The organism is Nocardioides sp. Kera G14 (assembly GCF_020715565.1).
Taxonomy (GTDB): Bacteria; Actinomycetota; Actinomycetes; order Propionibacteriales; family Nocardioidaceae; genus Nocardioides.
Genome location: NZ_CP085839.1, coordinates 3,088,038 through 3,103,511, shown reverse-complemented (window position 1 = coordinate 3,103,511; position 15,474 = coordinate 3,088,038). Strand labels below are relative to the sequence as shown.

The 15,474-nt window shown below is 68.4% G+C and carries 15 protein-coding genes; 7 read left to right on the top strand and 8 right to left on the bottom strand.

Annotation, left to right across the window (positions count from 1 at the left end; all coding sequences use genetic code 11):
* Window positions 1-33 precede the first annotated feature (33 nt).
* On the top strand, window positions 34-807 hold the full coding sequence (locus tag LH076_RS15180) for an IclR family transcriptional regulator (protein WP_227781593.1): 774 nt from the start codon (window positions 34-36) through the stop codon (window positions 805-807).
* Here LH076_RS15180 and LH076_RS15175 read toward each other — a convergent pair.
* The gene (locus LH076_RS15175; RefSeq protein WP_227781592.1) at window positions 804-1,496 is read right to left on the bottom strand and encodes an HPP family protein; all 693 of its coding nucleotides are present in this window, start codon (window positions 1,494-1,496) and stop codon (window positions 804-806) included. The genes LH076_RS15180 and LH076_RS15175 overlap by 4 nt on opposite strands.
* Window positions 1,497-1,609: 113 nt before the next feature.
* Between LH076_RS15175 and LH076_RS15170 the strand changes: the two genes are divergently transcribed.
* A complete protein-coding gene (locus tag LH076_RS15170; protein ID WP_227781591.1) occupies window positions 1,610-3,070 on the top strand; it encodes an MFS transporter in 1,461 nt (486 codons plus the stop codon).
* Here the strand turns inward: LH076_RS15170 and LH076_RS15165 are convergent.
* Window positions 3,042-3,518 carry a MarR family winged helix-turn-helix transcriptional regulator gene (locus tag LH076_RS15165; RefSeq protein WP_227781590.1) on the bottom strand — a complete coding sequence of 159 codons (477 nt, stop codon included), beginning with the start codon at window positions 3,516-3,518 and terminating at the stop codon, window positions 3,042-3,044. The two genes, LH076_RS15170 and LH076_RS15165, sit on opposite strands and share 29 nt — an antisense overlap.
* Before the next feature lie 126 nt (window positions 3,519-3,644).
* Between LH076_RS15165 and LH076_RS15160 the strand changes: the two genes are divergently transcribed.
* Both LH076_RS15160 and pntB read left to right on the top strand, forming a co-directional pair.
* Window positions 3,645-5,195, top strand: coding sequence for a Re/Si-specific NAD(P)(+) transhydrogenase subunit alpha (locus tag LH076_RS15160; protein WP_227781589.1), 1,551 nt, complete (start codon window positions 3,645-3,647; stop codon window positions 5,193-5,195).
* A 17-nt stretch (window positions 5,196-5,212) separates the two neighbouring features.
* Window positions 5,213-6,679: a Re/Si-specific NAD(P)(+) transhydrogenase subunit beta gene (gene pntB / locus LH076_RS15155; RefSeq protein ID WP_227781588.1), complete on the top strand. Its 1,467-nt coding sequence runs from the start codon at window positions 5,213-5,215 to the stop codon at window positions 6,677-6,679.
* 22 nt (window positions 6,680-6,701) lie between these two features.
* Here the strand turns inward: pntB and LH076_RS15150 are convergent, their stop codons facing one another.
* The 4 genes from LH076_RS15150 to uraH all read right to left on the bottom strand — a co-directional run bounded on the left by LH076_RS15150 (window position 6,702) and on the right by uraH (window position 9,221).
* Window positions 6,702-7,988: an HNH endonuclease signature motif containing protein gene (locus tag LH076_RS15150; RefSeq protein ID WP_227781587.1), complete on the bottom strand. Its 1,287-nt coding sequence runs from the start codon at window positions 7,986-7,988 to the stop codon at window positions 6,702-6,704.
* 249 nt (window positions 7,989-8,237) lie between these two features.
* On the bottom strand, window positions 8,238-8,630 hold the full coding sequence (locus LH076_RS15145; protein WP_227781586.1) for a type II toxin-antitoxin system VapC family toxin: 393 nt from the start codon (window positions 8,628-8,630) through the stop codon (window positions 8,238-8,240).
* Window positions 8,630-8,863: a FitA-like ribbon-helix-helix domain-containing protein gene (locus LH076_RS15140; protein ID WP_227781585.1), complete on the bottom strand. Its 234-nt coding sequence runs from the start codon at window positions 8,861-8,863 to the stop codon at window positions 8,630-8,632. Before LH076_RS15140 ends, LH076_RS15145 begins: the two co-directional genes overlap by 1 nt.
* Before the next feature lie 43 nt (window positions 8,864-8,906).
* The gene (uraH, locus tag LH076_RS15135; protein ID WP_227781584.1) at window positions 8,907-9,221 is read right to left on the bottom strand and encodes a hydroxyisourate hydrolase; all 315 of its coding nucleotides are present in this window, start codon (window positions 9,219-9,221) and stop codon (window positions 8,907-8,909) included.
* Window positions 9,222-9,245: 24 nt separating this feature from the next.
* Here uraH and ilvA point away from each other — a divergent pair, with 24 nt between their 5' ends.
* Complete coding sequence (ilvA, locus tag LH076_RS15130) at window positions 9,246-10,493, top strand: threonine ammonia-lyase IlvA (RefSeq protein ID WP_227781583.1); 1,248 nt, start codon at window positions 9,246-9,248, stop codon at window positions 10,491-10,493.
* 15 nt (window positions 10,494-10,508) lie between these two features.
* On the opposite strand, the gene LH076_RS15125 is transcribed toward ilvA, so the two are convergent.
* The gene (locus tag LH076_RS15125) at window positions 10,509-11,366 is read right to left on the bottom strand and encodes an SGNH/GDSL hydrolase family protein (RefSeq protein WP_227781582.1); all 858 of its coding nucleotides are present in this window, start codon (window positions 11,364-11,366) and stop codon (window positions 10,509-10,511) included.
* A 76-nt stretch (window positions 11,367-11,442) separates the two neighbouring features.
* On the bottom strand, window positions 11,443-12,186 hold the full coding sequence (gene ppgK / locus LH076_RS15120; protein WP_227781581.1) for a polyphosphate--glucose phosphotransferase: 744 nt from the start codon (window positions 12,184-12,186) through the stop codon (window positions 11,443-11,445).
* Between the two features lie 51 nt (window positions 12,187-12,237).
* Between ppgK and LH076_RS15115 the strand changes: the two genes are divergently transcribed.
* Window positions 12,238-13,479 (top strand): M15 family metallopeptidase, encoded by a 1,242-nt coding sequence (locus tag LH076_RS15115; protein ID WP_227781580.1) that lies wholly within the window; start codon window positions 12,238-12,240, stop codon window positions 13,477-13,479.
* 38 nt (window positions 13,480-13,517) lie between these two features.
* Window positions 13,518-15,467: a M13 family metallopeptidase gene (locus LH076_RS15110; protein ID WP_321573716.1), complete on the top strand. Its 1,950-nt coding sequence runs from the start codon at window positions 13,518-13,520 to the stop codon at window positions 15,465-15,467.
* The last annotated feature ends 7 nt before the right edge of the window (window positions 15,468-15,474 follow it).

Here is a 15,474-nt window from a genome sequence, read left to right as displayed (position 1 = left end):
CACCCCGCAGAAAAGTCCGTTCCGGAGGACAGAATGGCCGACCGCCCGCTGAAGAACCCGCCGCCCTACGCCATCACCAGCGTCGACAACGCGCTGCGGATCGCGGCGATGTTGCAGCTCGAAGGGCCGCTCACCGTCACCGAGGTCGCACACCGGGTCGGCGTCGCTCCCTCGACGGCACATCGCCTGCTGCAGATGCTCGTCTATCGCGACTTCGCCACGCAGGACGAGAGCCGCGCCTACAGGGTGGGGCCCCTCCTGGAGCTCGCCTCGCACTCCCAGTCCGACACGTCCAAGCTCAGGGCAGCAGCGCTGCCGCACCTCCAGTGGCTCGTCGACAGGGTCGGGGAGTCGGCCAACCTCACCGTCCGCACCGGTGACACGGTCCGCTTCATCGCCTCCGTGGAGTCCTCGCAGGCGCTACGCGTCGGCAACCGCGAGGGCATGGTCTTCAACGCCCACGAGACGACCGCCGGACTGATCATGCTCGCCGAGCTGGAGCCTGAGGAGCTCGCCTCCCTGTACGGCGGGCCGGTCGATCCCGCGTACCCGCACGAGCGTCCGGATCTCGCGCAGCTCCGGACGGATCTCGCGCGGATCCGCCGGAGTGGCTTCGCCCTCAACGTCGGCCGCTCCGAGCGCGGAGTGGTCGCGATCGGTGTCCCGATCCACGGGACGGACCGGCATGCGATCGCCGGCATCTCCGTCTCGATGCCGTCGGTGCGTTACGACAAGAGTCAGCTGCCGACGTACGTCGACGCCCTGGCCGAGGCCGCCAAGCGACTCGAACGCGACCTCCAGGGTTAGCCAGCGCTGCGGGCGACGGCCTCCCGCTGGGCCGCGCGAATGATCGCGACGAGGTCGCGTCGGTCGATGTCGAGCGTCTCGTGGTGGGCGGCGATGGCGGCATCGATGTCGGCCTCGCTGATCACCACCGCAGTGTCGGTCGTCGTCTCCGGCGCGTCCGTGTCGGGTGTCGAGCGCGGGTGCGGGTAGACCTCGCCGGTCAGGCGGTGGAAGGCGAGTGCGAAGAGCACCAGCACCGAGGCGTTGAGTGCTACGGGCACGAGCGGGAAGAGCCAGTGCCACCGCTCGGTCAGCGGAGTGCCCAGGACGGCGCCGAGTGCCATCGAGGCGCCGGGAGGGTGGAGGCTCCGGGTGAAGGACATGGCGATGATCGCGAGGACGACCGCCAAGCTTCCGGCGACCATCGTGTTGTCGATGAGGCCGGCGACGACGAGGCCGACGGTCGCTGAGATGGTGTTCCCGAAGATCACGACCCAGGGCTGGGAGAACGGGCTGGTCGGCAGGATGAAGAGCAGTGCGGCGGCCGCTCCCATCGGAGCCACGAGCAGCGGAAGCCCGCCGTGGCTGTCGGCGACCAGGTCGCTGAGCAGGGCGGTCAGCATCAGGCTCACGAGGATCCCCACACAGCCGATCAGCCTGCCTCGGAGGGTCGCGCCCGGCAGGATCGGTCGGAAGAGCTTCGCGGGCACCGTCCCACGGTAGAGCCGCGCGGATTCCACACTCTGCCGGTCTCAGCCGGGATGTGATCCGCGACACCGATCCATTAGTTGCCGGATGCAACCATCTTTGGCAGGATGCCCCGGTGACCCAGAGTGATCAGACTGAACTGAGCCCCGGCGCCGAGCCCGAGGACGCCGATATCCGTGACCACACGACATCGAAGAAGGCCAACCTCGAACTGCTCTTCGTGGCCCTCGCCGGCCTCGTCGTCTCGCTGAGCCAGTCGATCCTCGTCCCTGTCCTTCCCGAGCTCAACGGGAAGTACGGCGCCAACGCCACCTGGATGCTCACCGCGACGCTCCTCGTGGCGGCCGTGGCCGTCCCCGTCTTCGGCCGCCTCGGCGACATGTTCGGCAAGCGCCGGATGCTGCTGATCTGCCTCGTCCTGCTGACGATCGGCTCGCTCGTCGACGCTGTAGGCGACAGCCTCGGCGTGCTGATCGCCGGTCGTGCGATCCAGGGCCTCGGCATGGCGATCATCCCGCTCGGCATCTCGCTGCTCGCGACGTTGATGCCGCGCGAGAAGGTCGGCTCGGCCGTCGCCCTGATCTCCGCGATGCTCGGCGTCGGCGGTGCGCTCGGACTGCCGCTGGCCGGACTGGTCGCGCAGAACTGGGACTGGCACATCCTGATGTGGATCAGTGCCGCGGTCTCGCTCATCTCCCTGATCGGCATCTGGGTCGTCGTGCCCGAGTCCCACCAGCACACGGGTGGCCGGATCGACGTCCCCGGCACGATCCTCATCACCGGCGGCCTGGTCTGCCTGATCCTCCCGCTCGAGCAGTCCGCGGAGTGGGGCTGGGGCTCGGCGAAGGTGTGGCTCCTGCTCGCCGCCGCCGTCGTGCTCTTCGCGATCCTCGTCGCGGTGGAGCTCCGCACCAAGGAGCCGCTCGTCGACCTGCGTGCGCTGGCCCGAAAGCCGATCGCGCTCACCAACCTGGCCTCGATCTGCTTCGGCTTCGCGCTCTTCGCGTCCTTCATCGGCACCGCGACGTTCGTCTCGATGGATCCCGACATCTTCCCGGCCGGGGAGACGGCGTACGGCTTCGGCTCCGGTGCGTTCGTCGCCGGCCTGACGATGCTGCCGTCGGGCCTGATGATGCTCCTCTTCGCACCGGTCGCGGCCCGTCTCATCGTCCTGCGCGGTGCGCCGCAGACCCTCGCCCTCGGCGCCCTCATCGTCGCCGTCGGCTGGGCCGAGCGCATCGTCCTGACCGACCACCTCTGGGAGGTCATCGTCGGTTCGACGATCATCGGCCTCGGCACGGGCATCGGGTACGCCGCCATGCCGACGCTGATCAACACCAACACCCCGCCGCACGAGATCGCCGCAGCCAACGGGCTCAACAGCCTCTTCCGGTCTCTGGGCTCGACGCTCGCGACCGCAGTCGGGTCCTCGCTGCTCGCCTCGATGGCCTTCGACCTCAGTGGCGCCGAGGTCCCGACGCTGGCGGGCTATCGCTGGCTCTTCGCGATCTGTGCCGCTGCCGCCGTCCTGGCTGCTGCGCTCGTCCTTACTGTGCCGCGCAGTCCTCGGGGTTGATCCGCCGGTTGATCTTCTCGGCGATCGCGTGCAGTGAGCTGACCTCCTCGGGGCTCAGCGCGTCGAAGACCAGCTCCCGCACCCGCGCCACGTGCGCGGGTGCGGCCTTCTGCAGGTGTGCGAAGCCGTCGTCCGTGAGGATGGCGTTGGTGTAGCGGCCGTCGGTCGGGTCCGGCTCACGGCGTACGAGTCCCCGGTTCTCCAGGCGCTTGACCATGTGGGAGAGGCGGGAGAGCTCGGCGTTGGCGAAGAGCGCCAGCCGGCTCATCCGCATCGTGCGCTCGGGCGCGTCGGAGAGGCCGGCGAGGACGTAGTACTCGGTGAAGGAGAGATCGCTCTCGCGCTGGAGCTGGTCGGTGAGCACCGTCGGCAGCATCGACATCAGGTAGGTCAGCGACATCCAGCCCTCCAGCTCGGCCGGACTCAGCCAGCGGGGCTCGGAGGTCATGCGACTACTTTATCTGGACGTCGCGGTGTGACGTCCGTCTCTTTGATCGTTCCGATGTGCCCCGAAGAGTCTCGTCGTCAAGAGATCCCTTCCCGACTCACAGAATCACTGGCAGGCTCCCCCCTCATGCGTATCGGAGTGACCCGCGAAGGGGCGGGCGAGACACGAGTCTCGGCCACCCCGACCACCGTGAAACAGCTGTTGGCCCTCGGATACGACGTGGTCGTCGAGGCAGGAGCCGGTGCACTCTCCGCCTTCAGCGACGAGGCGTACGCCGACGCCGGCGCCACCATCGGATCGGATGCGGACGCCTGGGGCTCCGACGTCGTCTTCCGGGTCAACGCGCCGACCCTCGGTCAGGTGCCGCAGCTGCGCTCCGGGTCCTACCTCGTCTCGCTCGTCGCTCCCGCGCAGAACGCCGAGCTGCTCGAGGCCCTCCGTGCGCAGGGCGTCACGACGCTGGCCATGGACGCGGTGCCGCGCATCTCGCGCGCCCAGTCGATGGACGTGCTCTCCTCGATGGCGAACATCGCGGGCTACCGCGCGGTCGTCGAGGCAGCCCACGTCTTCGGTCGCTTCTTCACCGGTCAGGTCACGGCCGCGGGCAAGGTCCCGCCGGCCAAGGTGCTCATCGCCGGTGCCGGTGTGGCCGGGCTCGCGGCCATCGGTGCGGCCTCGTCGCTCGGTGCGATCGTCCGCGCCACCGACCCCCGTCCCGAGGTCGCCGACCAGGTCAAGTCGCTGGGTGGTGAGTACCTTCCGGTCGTGGTCCCGGACGAGGTCGCTGAGAAGTCGAGCGACGGTTATGCCAAGGCCACCTCCGACGCCTACAACGCCGCTGCCGCGAAGCTCTACAGCGACCAGGCCGCCGACGTCGACATCATCATCACGACCGCGCTCATCCCTGGTCGTCCGGCTCCGCGGCTCATCACCGCCGCCGACGTCGCCTCGATGAAGCCGGGCTCCGTGCTCGTCGACATGGCCGCCGCCCAGGGCGGCAACGTCGAGGGCTCCCGCCCGGGGGAGGTCGTCACCACCGACAACGGTGTGACGATCATCGGCTACACCGACCTCGCGGGACGCCTTCCCACCCAGGCCTCGCAGCTCTACGGCACCAACCTCGTCAACCTGCTCAAGCTCGTCACTCCCGAGAAGGACGGCGTGCTCACGCTGGACCTCGACGACGTCGTGCAGCGTGGCCTGACGGTCACCCACAACAACGGTGGGGCCACCGAGATCCTCTGGCCGCCGCCGCCCGTGCAGGTCTCGGCCGCTCCGGTGGCGGCGCCGCCCGCCAAGCCGGCTGTCGAGAAGCCCGAGCCCGCGAGGCTGACCCCGGCGGCCAAGCTCGGTCTCGTCGTCGTCGGCCTCGTCGTGTTCTTCTTCGTCAACGCCACGGCGCCCGACCCGATCCCGCAGCACTTCACTGTGCTCACGCTGGCGATCGTCGTCGGCTTCTACGTCATCGGGCATGTCGCGCACGCGCTGCACACGCCCCTGATGTCGGTGACCAACGCGATCTCCGGGGTCATCGTCGTCGGCGCCCTCATCCAGGTCGCCAGCAACGACCACGTCATCCAGATCCTCGCCGGCCTCGCTGTGCTGCTGGCCTCGATCAACATCTTCGGTGGCTTCGCGGTGACGCGTCGCATGCTCTCGATGTTCCAGAAGGCCTGAGAAGGAGCGCCTGAGAGATGTCTATCGAAACCACCGCCACGTCGGCGTACCTGCTGGCGGCACTGCTCTTCATCCTGTCCCTCGCCGGCCTCTCGAAGCACGAGACCGCCAAGCGGGGTTGGGCTTTCGGCGTCGCCGGCATGACGCTGGCCGTGATCGCCACCGTCGCTCTCGTGATCGACAACGCGACCGATGACGACAACGTGATCGGCGGCGGCACCCTGTCGGTCGTCATCCTGATCGTCGCGATCATCATCGGAGCCGTCATCGGCCTGTGGCGCGCGCGCATCGTCGAGATGACGGGCATGCCCGAGCTGATCGCGCTGCTGCACTCGTTCGTGGGCCTCGCGGCTGTCCTCGTCGGTTGGAACGGCTACCTCGAGGTCCGTCACATCGCCGACCTGTTCGGTGGCGACGCCGAGGCGCAGCTCTTCGCCTCCTCCTCGCTCGAGCACATCCACGACGCCGAGGTCGTGATCGGCATCTTCATCGGTGCCGTCACCTTCACCGGCTCCATCGTTGCCAACCTGAAGCTCTCCGCGCGGATCTCCTCCTCGCCGCTGGTCCTGCCGGGCAAGAACCTGATCAACCTCGGCGCCCTCGCGGCGTTCGTCGTGCTGACGATCTGGTTCATCGCGGACCCGGCCCTGTGGATCCTCGCCGTCGTCACGCTCGTCGCGCTCGCCTTCGGCTGGCACCTCGTCGCCTCCATCGGCGGCGGCGACATGCCGGTCGTGGTGTCGATGCTCAACTCCTACTCGGGCTGGGCCGCGGCTGCGAGCGGCTTCCTGCTCAACAACGACCTGCTGATCGTCACGGGCGCGCTCGTCGGCTCCTCCGGTGCCTACCTCTCCTACATCATGTGCCAGGCGATGAACCGTTCGTTCCTCTCGGTCATCGCAGGCGGCTTCGGCATCGAGGCGTCCGCCGGCGACGACGTCGACTACGGCGAGCACCGCGAGATCGACGCCGCCGGCGCCGCCGAACTGCTGGCCAACGCGTCGTCGGTCGTCATCACCCCCGGTTACGGCATGGCCGTCGCGCAGGCGCAGTACGGCGTCGCCGAGCTCACCCGCAAGCTGCGCGACTCCGGCGTCGACGTGAAGTTCGGCATCCACCCCGTCGCCGGTCGTCTCCCCGGCCACATGAACGTCCTGCTCGCCGAGGCCAAGGTCCCCTACGACATCGTCCTCGAGATGGACGAGATCAACGACGACCTCGCCGACACCGACGTGGTTCTGGTCATCGGTGCCAACGACACGGTCAACCCGGCCGCGTCCGAGGACCCGTCCTCGCCCATCGCGGGCATGCCGGTCCTGCGGGTGTGGGAGGCGAAGAACGTCATCGTCTTCAAGCGCTCGATGGCGTCCGGCTACGCCGGCGTCCAGAACCCGCTCTTCTTCCGGGAGAACGCCCAGATGCTCTTCGGTGACGCCAAGGACAAGGTCACCGACATCCTCAACTCCCTGCCTGTGAAGGCCTGATAGTCGGGTGGAGCACTGGCTCCTACGTCCTGCGCGTGAACCTCACGTCGCCGTTGGGGAGGCGTTCGTGGGTGTAGTTGGGGTCGTGCATGCGGCGGTGGTCGGCTTTGCAGAAGAGGTCGAGGTCGGCCAGGTCTGTCTTTCCGCCTTGTGACCAGGCGTTGAGGTGGTGAACCTCGGTCATTGAGGCTGGGACCTCGCAGCCTTCGCCGCTACAGGTCGCCCGAATCAGCATCAACGCCTTCTTCTGTGCCTTGGTCGCGAGGCGTGCGGTGCGTCCGAGGTCGAGGACGTGGCCCTTGCCGTCGAGGACGGCGGGGATGATCCCCGCCTCACACGCGAGGCGGCGGGCTTCGTGGGCGGTGATCCGCTCGACACCGGTGGGGCCCAGCACCGTAGCGGCGGCAAGGTCGCGACGCAGGTCGGCCAGCGGGATGGTGACGATGAGTTCGGTGCCGGTGGTGCCGTGTTGCGGCATCGTGGCGGGGTCGATGTTCTCCAGCAGTTCGCAGAAGGCGTGGCCGAGCTTCTTGTTGTTCGGGAGCTTCCACCACACCCTCTCACCCGCCTCATCGCCGGCCGCGTCCGCGAGTGCCTGCTTGTCGGCGGGGTCGTGGCGAGGAGACGTGAAGGCGTGCAGCAGGTGGGCGAGGCGGGTGGCGGTGAGGTCGGGGACGACGAGGGTGATCTTGGTGGTGCCATCGTGCTTCTTGGCGAAGCTCAACCGGGTCTTCTGGAACGCTGACTTCTCCTCGGCGGCGAGCTTCTTGGCTTCGCGGGACTCGGCGCCGTCGGGGTCGATCACGTCCAACACCTGACGGGCCAGGACGCGGAGTTGGTTGGGGTTCCACCGGGACGCTTCGTCGACGAGGTGTGCCTCAGCCTTCGGGATCAGCGCAGGCTCGGTGTCCTCAGGTAGGGCGTTCAACGCACGGGTGATGATCTCGGCCTGCTCCCGGTTCACCACCCCGGCACGCATCCCCGCCGCCACGGCCGGCCATGCCTCGAGTGCTTCAGCCAATCGTTTCTGGGCTTTGGCTTCCCTGGGGCCGAGGTGGGTCTCGTGGGCGAGCCAGGCTGCGGTGTCGTTCTTGCCGGACTGGTCGGCGATCTGGGGTGCGGCGGCCATGACCCGGGCACGGAGCTCGGTGAGCTGGTTCGTGGCCGCGACCATCTCTCGGAGCGCCTCGGCCTGCGCGCCCGGTGACATGAACAGCGGGTTCACGTCCGCAAGATCGCCGAGGATCTCGCGGATCTGCTGGGCGCCCGCGACGATCGGATGGGTCGGTTCGACGTACTGCACGACCATCGGGCAACCTCCTTCGCAACACGGCAAACGGACCAGACCCCTGCCGAAGGCAGGTGGTCTCTCAACGTTCGCCGGCTCGAATGAGCGAAGGTGGGTGTTCCTCGGCTGACCGATCGCTTCGACCCTGTGGACTGGGCCTCCTTCACGACCGGATGCTCCGATCCTACTCCCGAGCACCGACAGAACCAAGGAGGATATGAGGGGAATCCCCTTATGCCATTGGGCTTTCGCGGTTTTCGAGACTCGGTCTCACCCGATCAACTCGACCTCGCACGCATCCCCGGCGCCGTCCCGGAGGCGGCGGTCGCCGGTGAGAAGGGGGACACCGATTCGGCCGGCAAGGGCGACGTAGAGGGCGTCGTACGCCGAGAGCCGGTCGCGCAGGTGCCATGCCGCAGTGATGAGATCACGATGCGGAACCCGCTCGATCGGGAGGGTGCGGAGGCCGGTGATGGCGGCCTCGGCCTGGGCCGCGGTGATCTGGCGGCCTCGACGCAGACCCCGTAGTGCACTGAGAGCCTCGGCATCGATCAGCTCAGGCGCCACCACGCGGTCCGCGGACAGGCGCCGGGCCACAGCCCCGCTCGTCGCCTGTGACCCGACCAGGAGTGCGATCAGCGCGGAGTTGTCCAGGACAAGCATCAGCGGTCGCGATCGGCGCGCTGCAGATCGACGATGTCGTCCATCGACGGCTGCTTGCTCCAGCGGAGGTCGGCGCGCACGGAGGCGAGGGACTCGCTGATCGTCGGTTCTGCGGCAAGACGTTCCAGACTCAGCCGCAGGTACTCCTGCAATGAGCGCCCGGATGCGGCTGCCCGTTGACGAAGGACCTCGTACGCCGCCTCGTCGACGTTCCGAACCTGCACAGTGGCCATGCATACAGAGTAGCGCTGTTATGCATGCACACGGCGCGCTGAGTTACGAGCCTCGGTAGGTCGTGTAGGAGAACGGGCTGAGCAGCAGGGCGACGTGGTGGTGCTCGCCCGCGGTGACGGTGAAGGTCACCGTGATCGAGGGGTAGAAGGTCGCCCGCCCCTGCCCCTCGAACCACTCGCCGGTGGCGAAGACGAGGCTGTGGGTGCCGGCGGGGACGTCATCGGAGAAGCGAAGACGCCCGTCCGAGTCGGTCTTCCCCTCCAGCGTGGCACCGCTCGGCAGGGTGAGCGTGAGCCCCATGCCGGCCGCGGGACGCCCCAGCTGGGCGTCGAGGACATGGGTGGAGACGGTGCTCATGAACGCGAAGTCTAAGGTGCTCGGGTGAGTGTCACCCCTGCCGGAATCGCCGCTGCCGCCGAGAAGACCATCGCCCGGCGGACTGCGTTGGAGAGGTCGGAGCGACTCAGCGAGCGCTCGGGTGCCGAGGTCTTCCTCAAGCGTGAGGACCAGCAGCTGGGGCGCTCCTACAAGGTCCGCGGCGCCTTCCAGCTGATGAGCCAGCTCTCCCCGGAGGAGCTGGCGCGCGGCGTCGTCTGCGCGAGCGCCGGCAACCATGCGCAGGGCGTCGCGATCTCGTGCGCTCGCCTCGGCACCAAGGGTCACATCTTCGTGCCGACCAACACGCCGCGCCAGAAGCGGGACCGGATCCTCGCCCTCGGCGGCGATGCCGTCACGCTGACGATGGTGGGGTCGACGTACGACGAGGCGTCGGCCGCTGCGCACGCCTACGCCCGCGACATCGACGCGACCTACGTGCATGCCTTCGACGACGGCCGCACGATCGCGGGCCAGGGCACGGTCGGTGTCGAGATCACCGACCAGGCCACCGAGATCGCCGGCGGGCCGCTCGACGTGCTGATCGTGCCGGTCGGCGGCGGCGGTCTGCTCGCCGGTGTCGCGACCTGGGTCAAGTCGGTGTGGCCGGAGTGCCGGATCATCGGCGCCGAGCCGGTCGGCGCCGCCTCGATGAAGGCCGCCGTGCGTGCGGGCGGTCCGGTCAGGCTCGACAACCTCGACACCTTCGTCGACGGTGCCTCGGTCGGCCTCGTCGGGGCCGTGCCGTACGAGGTGGCGCGGGACCTCGTCGACGAGATCGTCGAGGTGCCGGTCGGTGCGATCTGTGTCGAGATGCTCGACCTCTACCAGACGGAGGGGATCATCGCGGAGCCTGCCGGAGCGCTGGCCTCAGCGGCGATGGCGCAGGTCGGCGACCTCGTCGGCAAGCGGGTCGGCGTCATCGTGTCCGGCGGCAACAACGACGTGTCGCGGTACCCCGACATCGTCGAGCGCGCGATCGTCTTCCAGGGCCTGCGCCATTACTTCCTGGTGAGCTTCCCGCAGGAGCCGGGTGCCCTGCGCGGCTTCCTCGACCACGTGCTCGCCGACGGTGAGGACATCGTCGTCTTCGACTACATCAAGCGTTCCAACCGCGAGACCGGCCCCGCGCTCGTCGGCATCGACCTTGAGTCCGCGGACCGCCTCGCCCCGCTGCTCGAGCGGATGGCCGCGAGTCAGCTCATCATCGAGAAGATCGACAACGACTCCGAGCTTTTCACCTTCCTGCGCTAGCAGGAAGGCATCTGCTCAGCCTGCGCTGACGAGCTCCTCGAGGAGCTTCGCGACGTACTCCTGCTCCTCCGTGTAGGGGTGGTAGGCGAACCCCTTCCGGCCGGGGGCCACCGTGGCACCGGCGATCCAGGGGTCGTCGCCGCAGATGTCGTGCCCCTTCGTCCCGGAGAGGACGTCCACGAAGTCGACCTTGGTCGCATCCGCAGCCTTCTGGACGGCGGCATTGATGCCGACGTTGAGGTCATAGGCCCACCCGAGATCACCGGTGGCGATCGGCAGCTCACTGCACCCGCCCTGCTCGGGCGTGGGAACGACCTGGGGGTAGCCCACGGCCACGATCCGAGCGTCGGGCGCAGCCTTCCGGATCGTGTGGAAGAGGCTGACCAGCCGCTTCTCGACGTCGGCGAGGCGGTTCGCCACACTGTTCTCGCCCCCTGCCGCGTCGACCGTGGTGCACGGACTGCCGGAGGGGTCGCTCGCTGAGAGCTGGACACAGGTGAGGACGACGCGGCCGAAGAGGTCGAAGTCGTTGGCACCGAGCCCGACCGTGACAAGGTCGGTGTCCTTGTCGATGGCATCGATCTGCGGGGCTTCCACCGATCCCTGCGGCGTGCGCTGTGAGGAGGTCACTGCTTCGGTTGTGGCACTCGAGCAGCTCACGTCATCCAGGACGAGCTTCGCCTGCTTGGCGAGGAGATGGGGATAGTCGTTGGTCGACCGGAAGCAGCCGTCGCTCCCGTCGAGGGTTCCGATGTACGGCGCCGCCGTGTAGGAGTCGCCGAGGGCGACGTACGTCGTCGGCTCGTCGCTGCCGCAGCCCGACAGGGAGCCGATCAGGGCTGAGGCGACCAGCGCGGAGACGAGGCGCCTCAACCGAGTGCGCTCGCAGCCCAGCCCTGCGGGCTGGGTGCTCGCTCGCTCGCCTTGAGCACCGACGCAAGCGCCACGCTCATGCTTGCTCGCTCGCATACAGCGCTGCGCCGATCACGCCGGCCTTGTTGCGCAGCGTGGCGGGGATGATCTCGGTCTCGATGTCGATCAGATCGCCGAACTCGGCCCAGTCCTTGGAGACGCCTCCGCCGACGAGGAAGAGGTCGGGGGAGAAGAGCATCTCGAGCGTCCGGTAGTACGTCGTCAACCGCTCGCCCCACTCCTTCCAGGACAGCTCCTTCTCCTCGCGGGCGCGGTTCGAGGCGCGGGCCTCGGCCTCGTGCCCGTCGATCTCGAGGTGGCCGAGCTCGGTGTTGGGCAGCAACACGCCGTCGTACACGAGGGCGGAGCCGATGCCGGTGCCGAGTGTCGTCACGATGACCAGGCCGTTGCGGCCCTTGGCAGCTCCGAAGCGCACCTCCGCGAGACCGGCGGCGTCGGCGTCGTTGACCGCGTGGACCGGCCGGCCGAGCCTGTCGGAGAAGAGCTTGTCGGCATCGCAGCCGATCCAGGACTCGTCGATGTTCGCGGCGCTCGACACCACTCCATGCCGTACGACGCCGGGGACCGTCACGCCGATCGGACCGTCATGGTTCGGGAAGGAGTCGAGCAGCTCGAGGAAGACGTCGGCCACCTTCGTGGGCGTGGACTTCTCCGGGGTCTTGATCCGGACCCGCTCGGCCGCGAACCTGCCCGCCGCCAGGTCGACAGGAGCACCCTTGATACCCGTCCCGCCGAAGTCGATGCCGAACGCTGTCGTCATGGCCCCCAACCTAACGGGTAACAGGTACCGTGACCGGGGGAGGTTGAGCAGATGTTCCATGGGGTGCGGCGTGCGGCCGCATGGCTCGGCAGCGCCCTGCTCGTGACGACGTTGGTGGCAGGGTGCGGCTCCGGCGACCCCGCCTCCAAGGCCTCCCCACGTACGTCGGCAGCAACCGCCACAGCGAGCACAACCGCCAGCGACAGCGTCAGTGCGACCCCGAACGCGACCGTCGTCGCCGACCCCGCCCATGCCGTGCCGCCACCCGGCCCACGCACCGGCGCGCTGGTCCCGGCCGACCTGCTGGTCGTCTCCCCGGACCCGCTCAGCGCGGCCCTCGTCAAGAAGGTCCGCGCCACCACGGGTGTCAGTGGCGTTGCGCAGGTCTCGCTCGCGAACATCTCCGTCGAGGACCGGCTGCTCCGCGTGATGGCCGTCGACCCGGCGACGTACCGCAACTTCACCCCCGTCCAGACGGCCGACAACCTGCCGCTGTGGCAGCGGGTCGCCGGTGGCGAGGTGGCAATGGACACCAGCTTGCAGAGCACCGTCGCGCCGGATGCCCAGGGCTACGTCACCTTGGGCGCGACGAAGAACGCGCCGAAGCTCCACGTCGGTGCGTGGGCCCCGCAGATCACCAGTGCCGTCGACGCCGTGGTCAACCAGCGTTGGGGAAAGTCCCTCGACATGGTCAGCGGGAACGTCCTGCTCGTCACCACGACCTCGGTCGCCCCCGACCGCGTGGTCAAGCCGCTCCAAGCACTGATCGGCAGTGACGCCTCGGTGCAGCGCCTCGACGTGGTGGCGCGCCAGGGTCTGGACATCAATGCGGTCCAGGTCGCCGTACCGGTGGGGACCGTCGCCCAGGCGGTCGGCCGCTACACCTACCGCGTCGCGGGCGGCGGCCGCATCACGCCCTCCAGCGAGTGGGTGCGGAGCCACATCTCGACTCAACAGGTGCCGATCCTCGGCGCGGTCACCTGCAACAACGCGCTCTTCCCCCAGCTCAAGGCTGCGTTGGCCGACGTACTCGCCCAGGGGCTCGCCTCCAAGATCCACTCCACCGCCGGCTGCTACTACCCCCGCTTCATCGCCGGTACGACGTCGATCTCCAACCACGCCTTCGGCCTGGCCATCGACATCAACGCCCCGGAGAACGGCCGCGGCACCGCCGGCCAGATGGACCGCTCCGTCGTCGCGATCTTCGAGAAGTGGGGCTTCACGTGGGGCGGCGTCTGGCACTACACGGATCCCATGCACTTCGAGATGAACCGGATCGTGAAGCCCGGCTGACGCCTGCCGGCGGTGACGGCTCTCTATAGAGTGCCTGCGTGAGCATTCTCGATGACGCCCGCTCGGGCATGGACGACTCGATCCGCCCGCAGGACGACCTCTTCGGCTACGTCAACGGCACGTGGCTGCGCGACGAGGAGATCCCCTCGGACCGCTCCAGCTGGGGCCCCTTCGTACAGCTGGCCGACAACGCCGAGGCGCAGGTCAAGGAGATCATCGAGGAGCTCGCGGCCGGATCGGCCGCGGACGGCACCGACGCCAAGAAGATCGGCGACCTCTTCGCCTCCTTCATGGACACCGAGGCCATCGCCGCTGCCGGCCTGGCGCCCCTGCAGCCCCTACTCTCCGGCGTCGACGGCATCAGCGACCTGCGCGAGCTCGCGGCGTTCCTCGGCGAGTTCGAGCGCTTCGGTGGTCGCGGCCTCTTCGGCTCCTACATCGACAACGACGACCGAAACTCCGACCGCTACGTCGTCAACCTGCTCCAGGGCGGTCTCGGCCTCCCCGACGAGAGCTACTACACGGACGAGAAGTTCGCCGACATCCGGACGGCGTACGTCGCCTACCTGGCGCGCCTGCTGACGCTGGCCGAGATCGACCGAGCCGAGGAGAAGGCTGCCACGATCCTCGCGATCGACACCAAGCTGGCCGAGGGCCACTGGGAGCGCGCCGAGACCCGTGACGTGCAGAAGACCTACAACCTGAGGACCTACGCCCAGGTCCAGGCGCTGACGCCGTCCTTCGACTGGGAGATCTACGTCCGCAACCTGTCGGCGGCGTCCACGACGGCCGAGGAGCTGCTCTTCGAGGTCACCGTCCGCCAGCCGAGCTTCTTCGAGCACCTCGAGGGCGTGCTGCACGGGGTGAGCATCGAGGACTGGCGCACGTGGCTGACCTCGCACGTGCTGCGGTTGGCGGCGCCGTACCTCACGGACGACTTCGTCGAGACGAACTTCGGCTTCTACGGCCGCACCCTGTCCGGCACGCCCGAGCTGCGCGCCCGTTGGAAGCGCGGCGTCGCCCTGGTCGAGGGCGCGCTTGGCGAGGCCGTCGGCCAGGAGTACGTGAAGCGGCACTTCCCACCCACCTCCAAGGCGCTGATGGACGACCTCGTCGCCAACCTCCTCGCCGCCTACCGCGCCTCGATCGCCAAGCTGGACTGGATGACCGAGGAGACGAAGCAGCGGGCGTACGCCAAGCTCGAGACCTTCACGCCGAAGATCGGTTATCCGACCAAGTGGCGCGACTACTCCGCGCTGGTCATCACCCCGGGCGAGCTGCTGAGCAACGTCTTCGCCACCTCGGCCTTCGAGACCGACCGCCAGCTCGGCAAGATCGGCAAGCCGGTCGACCGCGACGAGTGGTTCATGCTGCCGCAGACGGTCAACGCCTACTACAACCCCGGCACCAACGAGATCTGTTTCCCGGCCGGAATCCTGCAGCGCCCGTTCTTCTCCGCCGATGCGTTGATGGAGGAGAACTACGGCGGCATCGGCGCCGTCATCGGCCACGAGATCGGCCACGGATTCGACGACCAGGGTGCGCAGTTCGACGGCGCGGGCAACCTCAACGACTGGTGGACTCCTGCGGACAAGGAGGCGTTCGAGACCAAGACCAAGGCCCTCATCGCGCAGTACGACGCCTTCGAGCCGCGTAGCCTCCCGGGAGAGCACGTCAACGGCGCCCTCACGGTCGGCGAGAACGTCGGTGACCTCGGCGGCCTCACGATCGCCCACACCGCCTTCCTGATCGCCAAGCCGGACGCGACCAAGGAGGAGAGGCGGAGGCTCTTCCAGAACTGGGCCTACTGCTGGCGCACCAAGCGCCGCAAGGAGCAGGAGCAGCAGTACCTCACCATCGACCCGCACAGCCCGCCGGAGTTCCGCGCCAACATCGTGCGCAACCTCGACGAGTTCCACGAGGTCTACGGGACGACCGAGGGCGACGGCCTCTGGCTGGACCCGTCGGAGCGCGTGCGCATCTGGTGACGCCCGC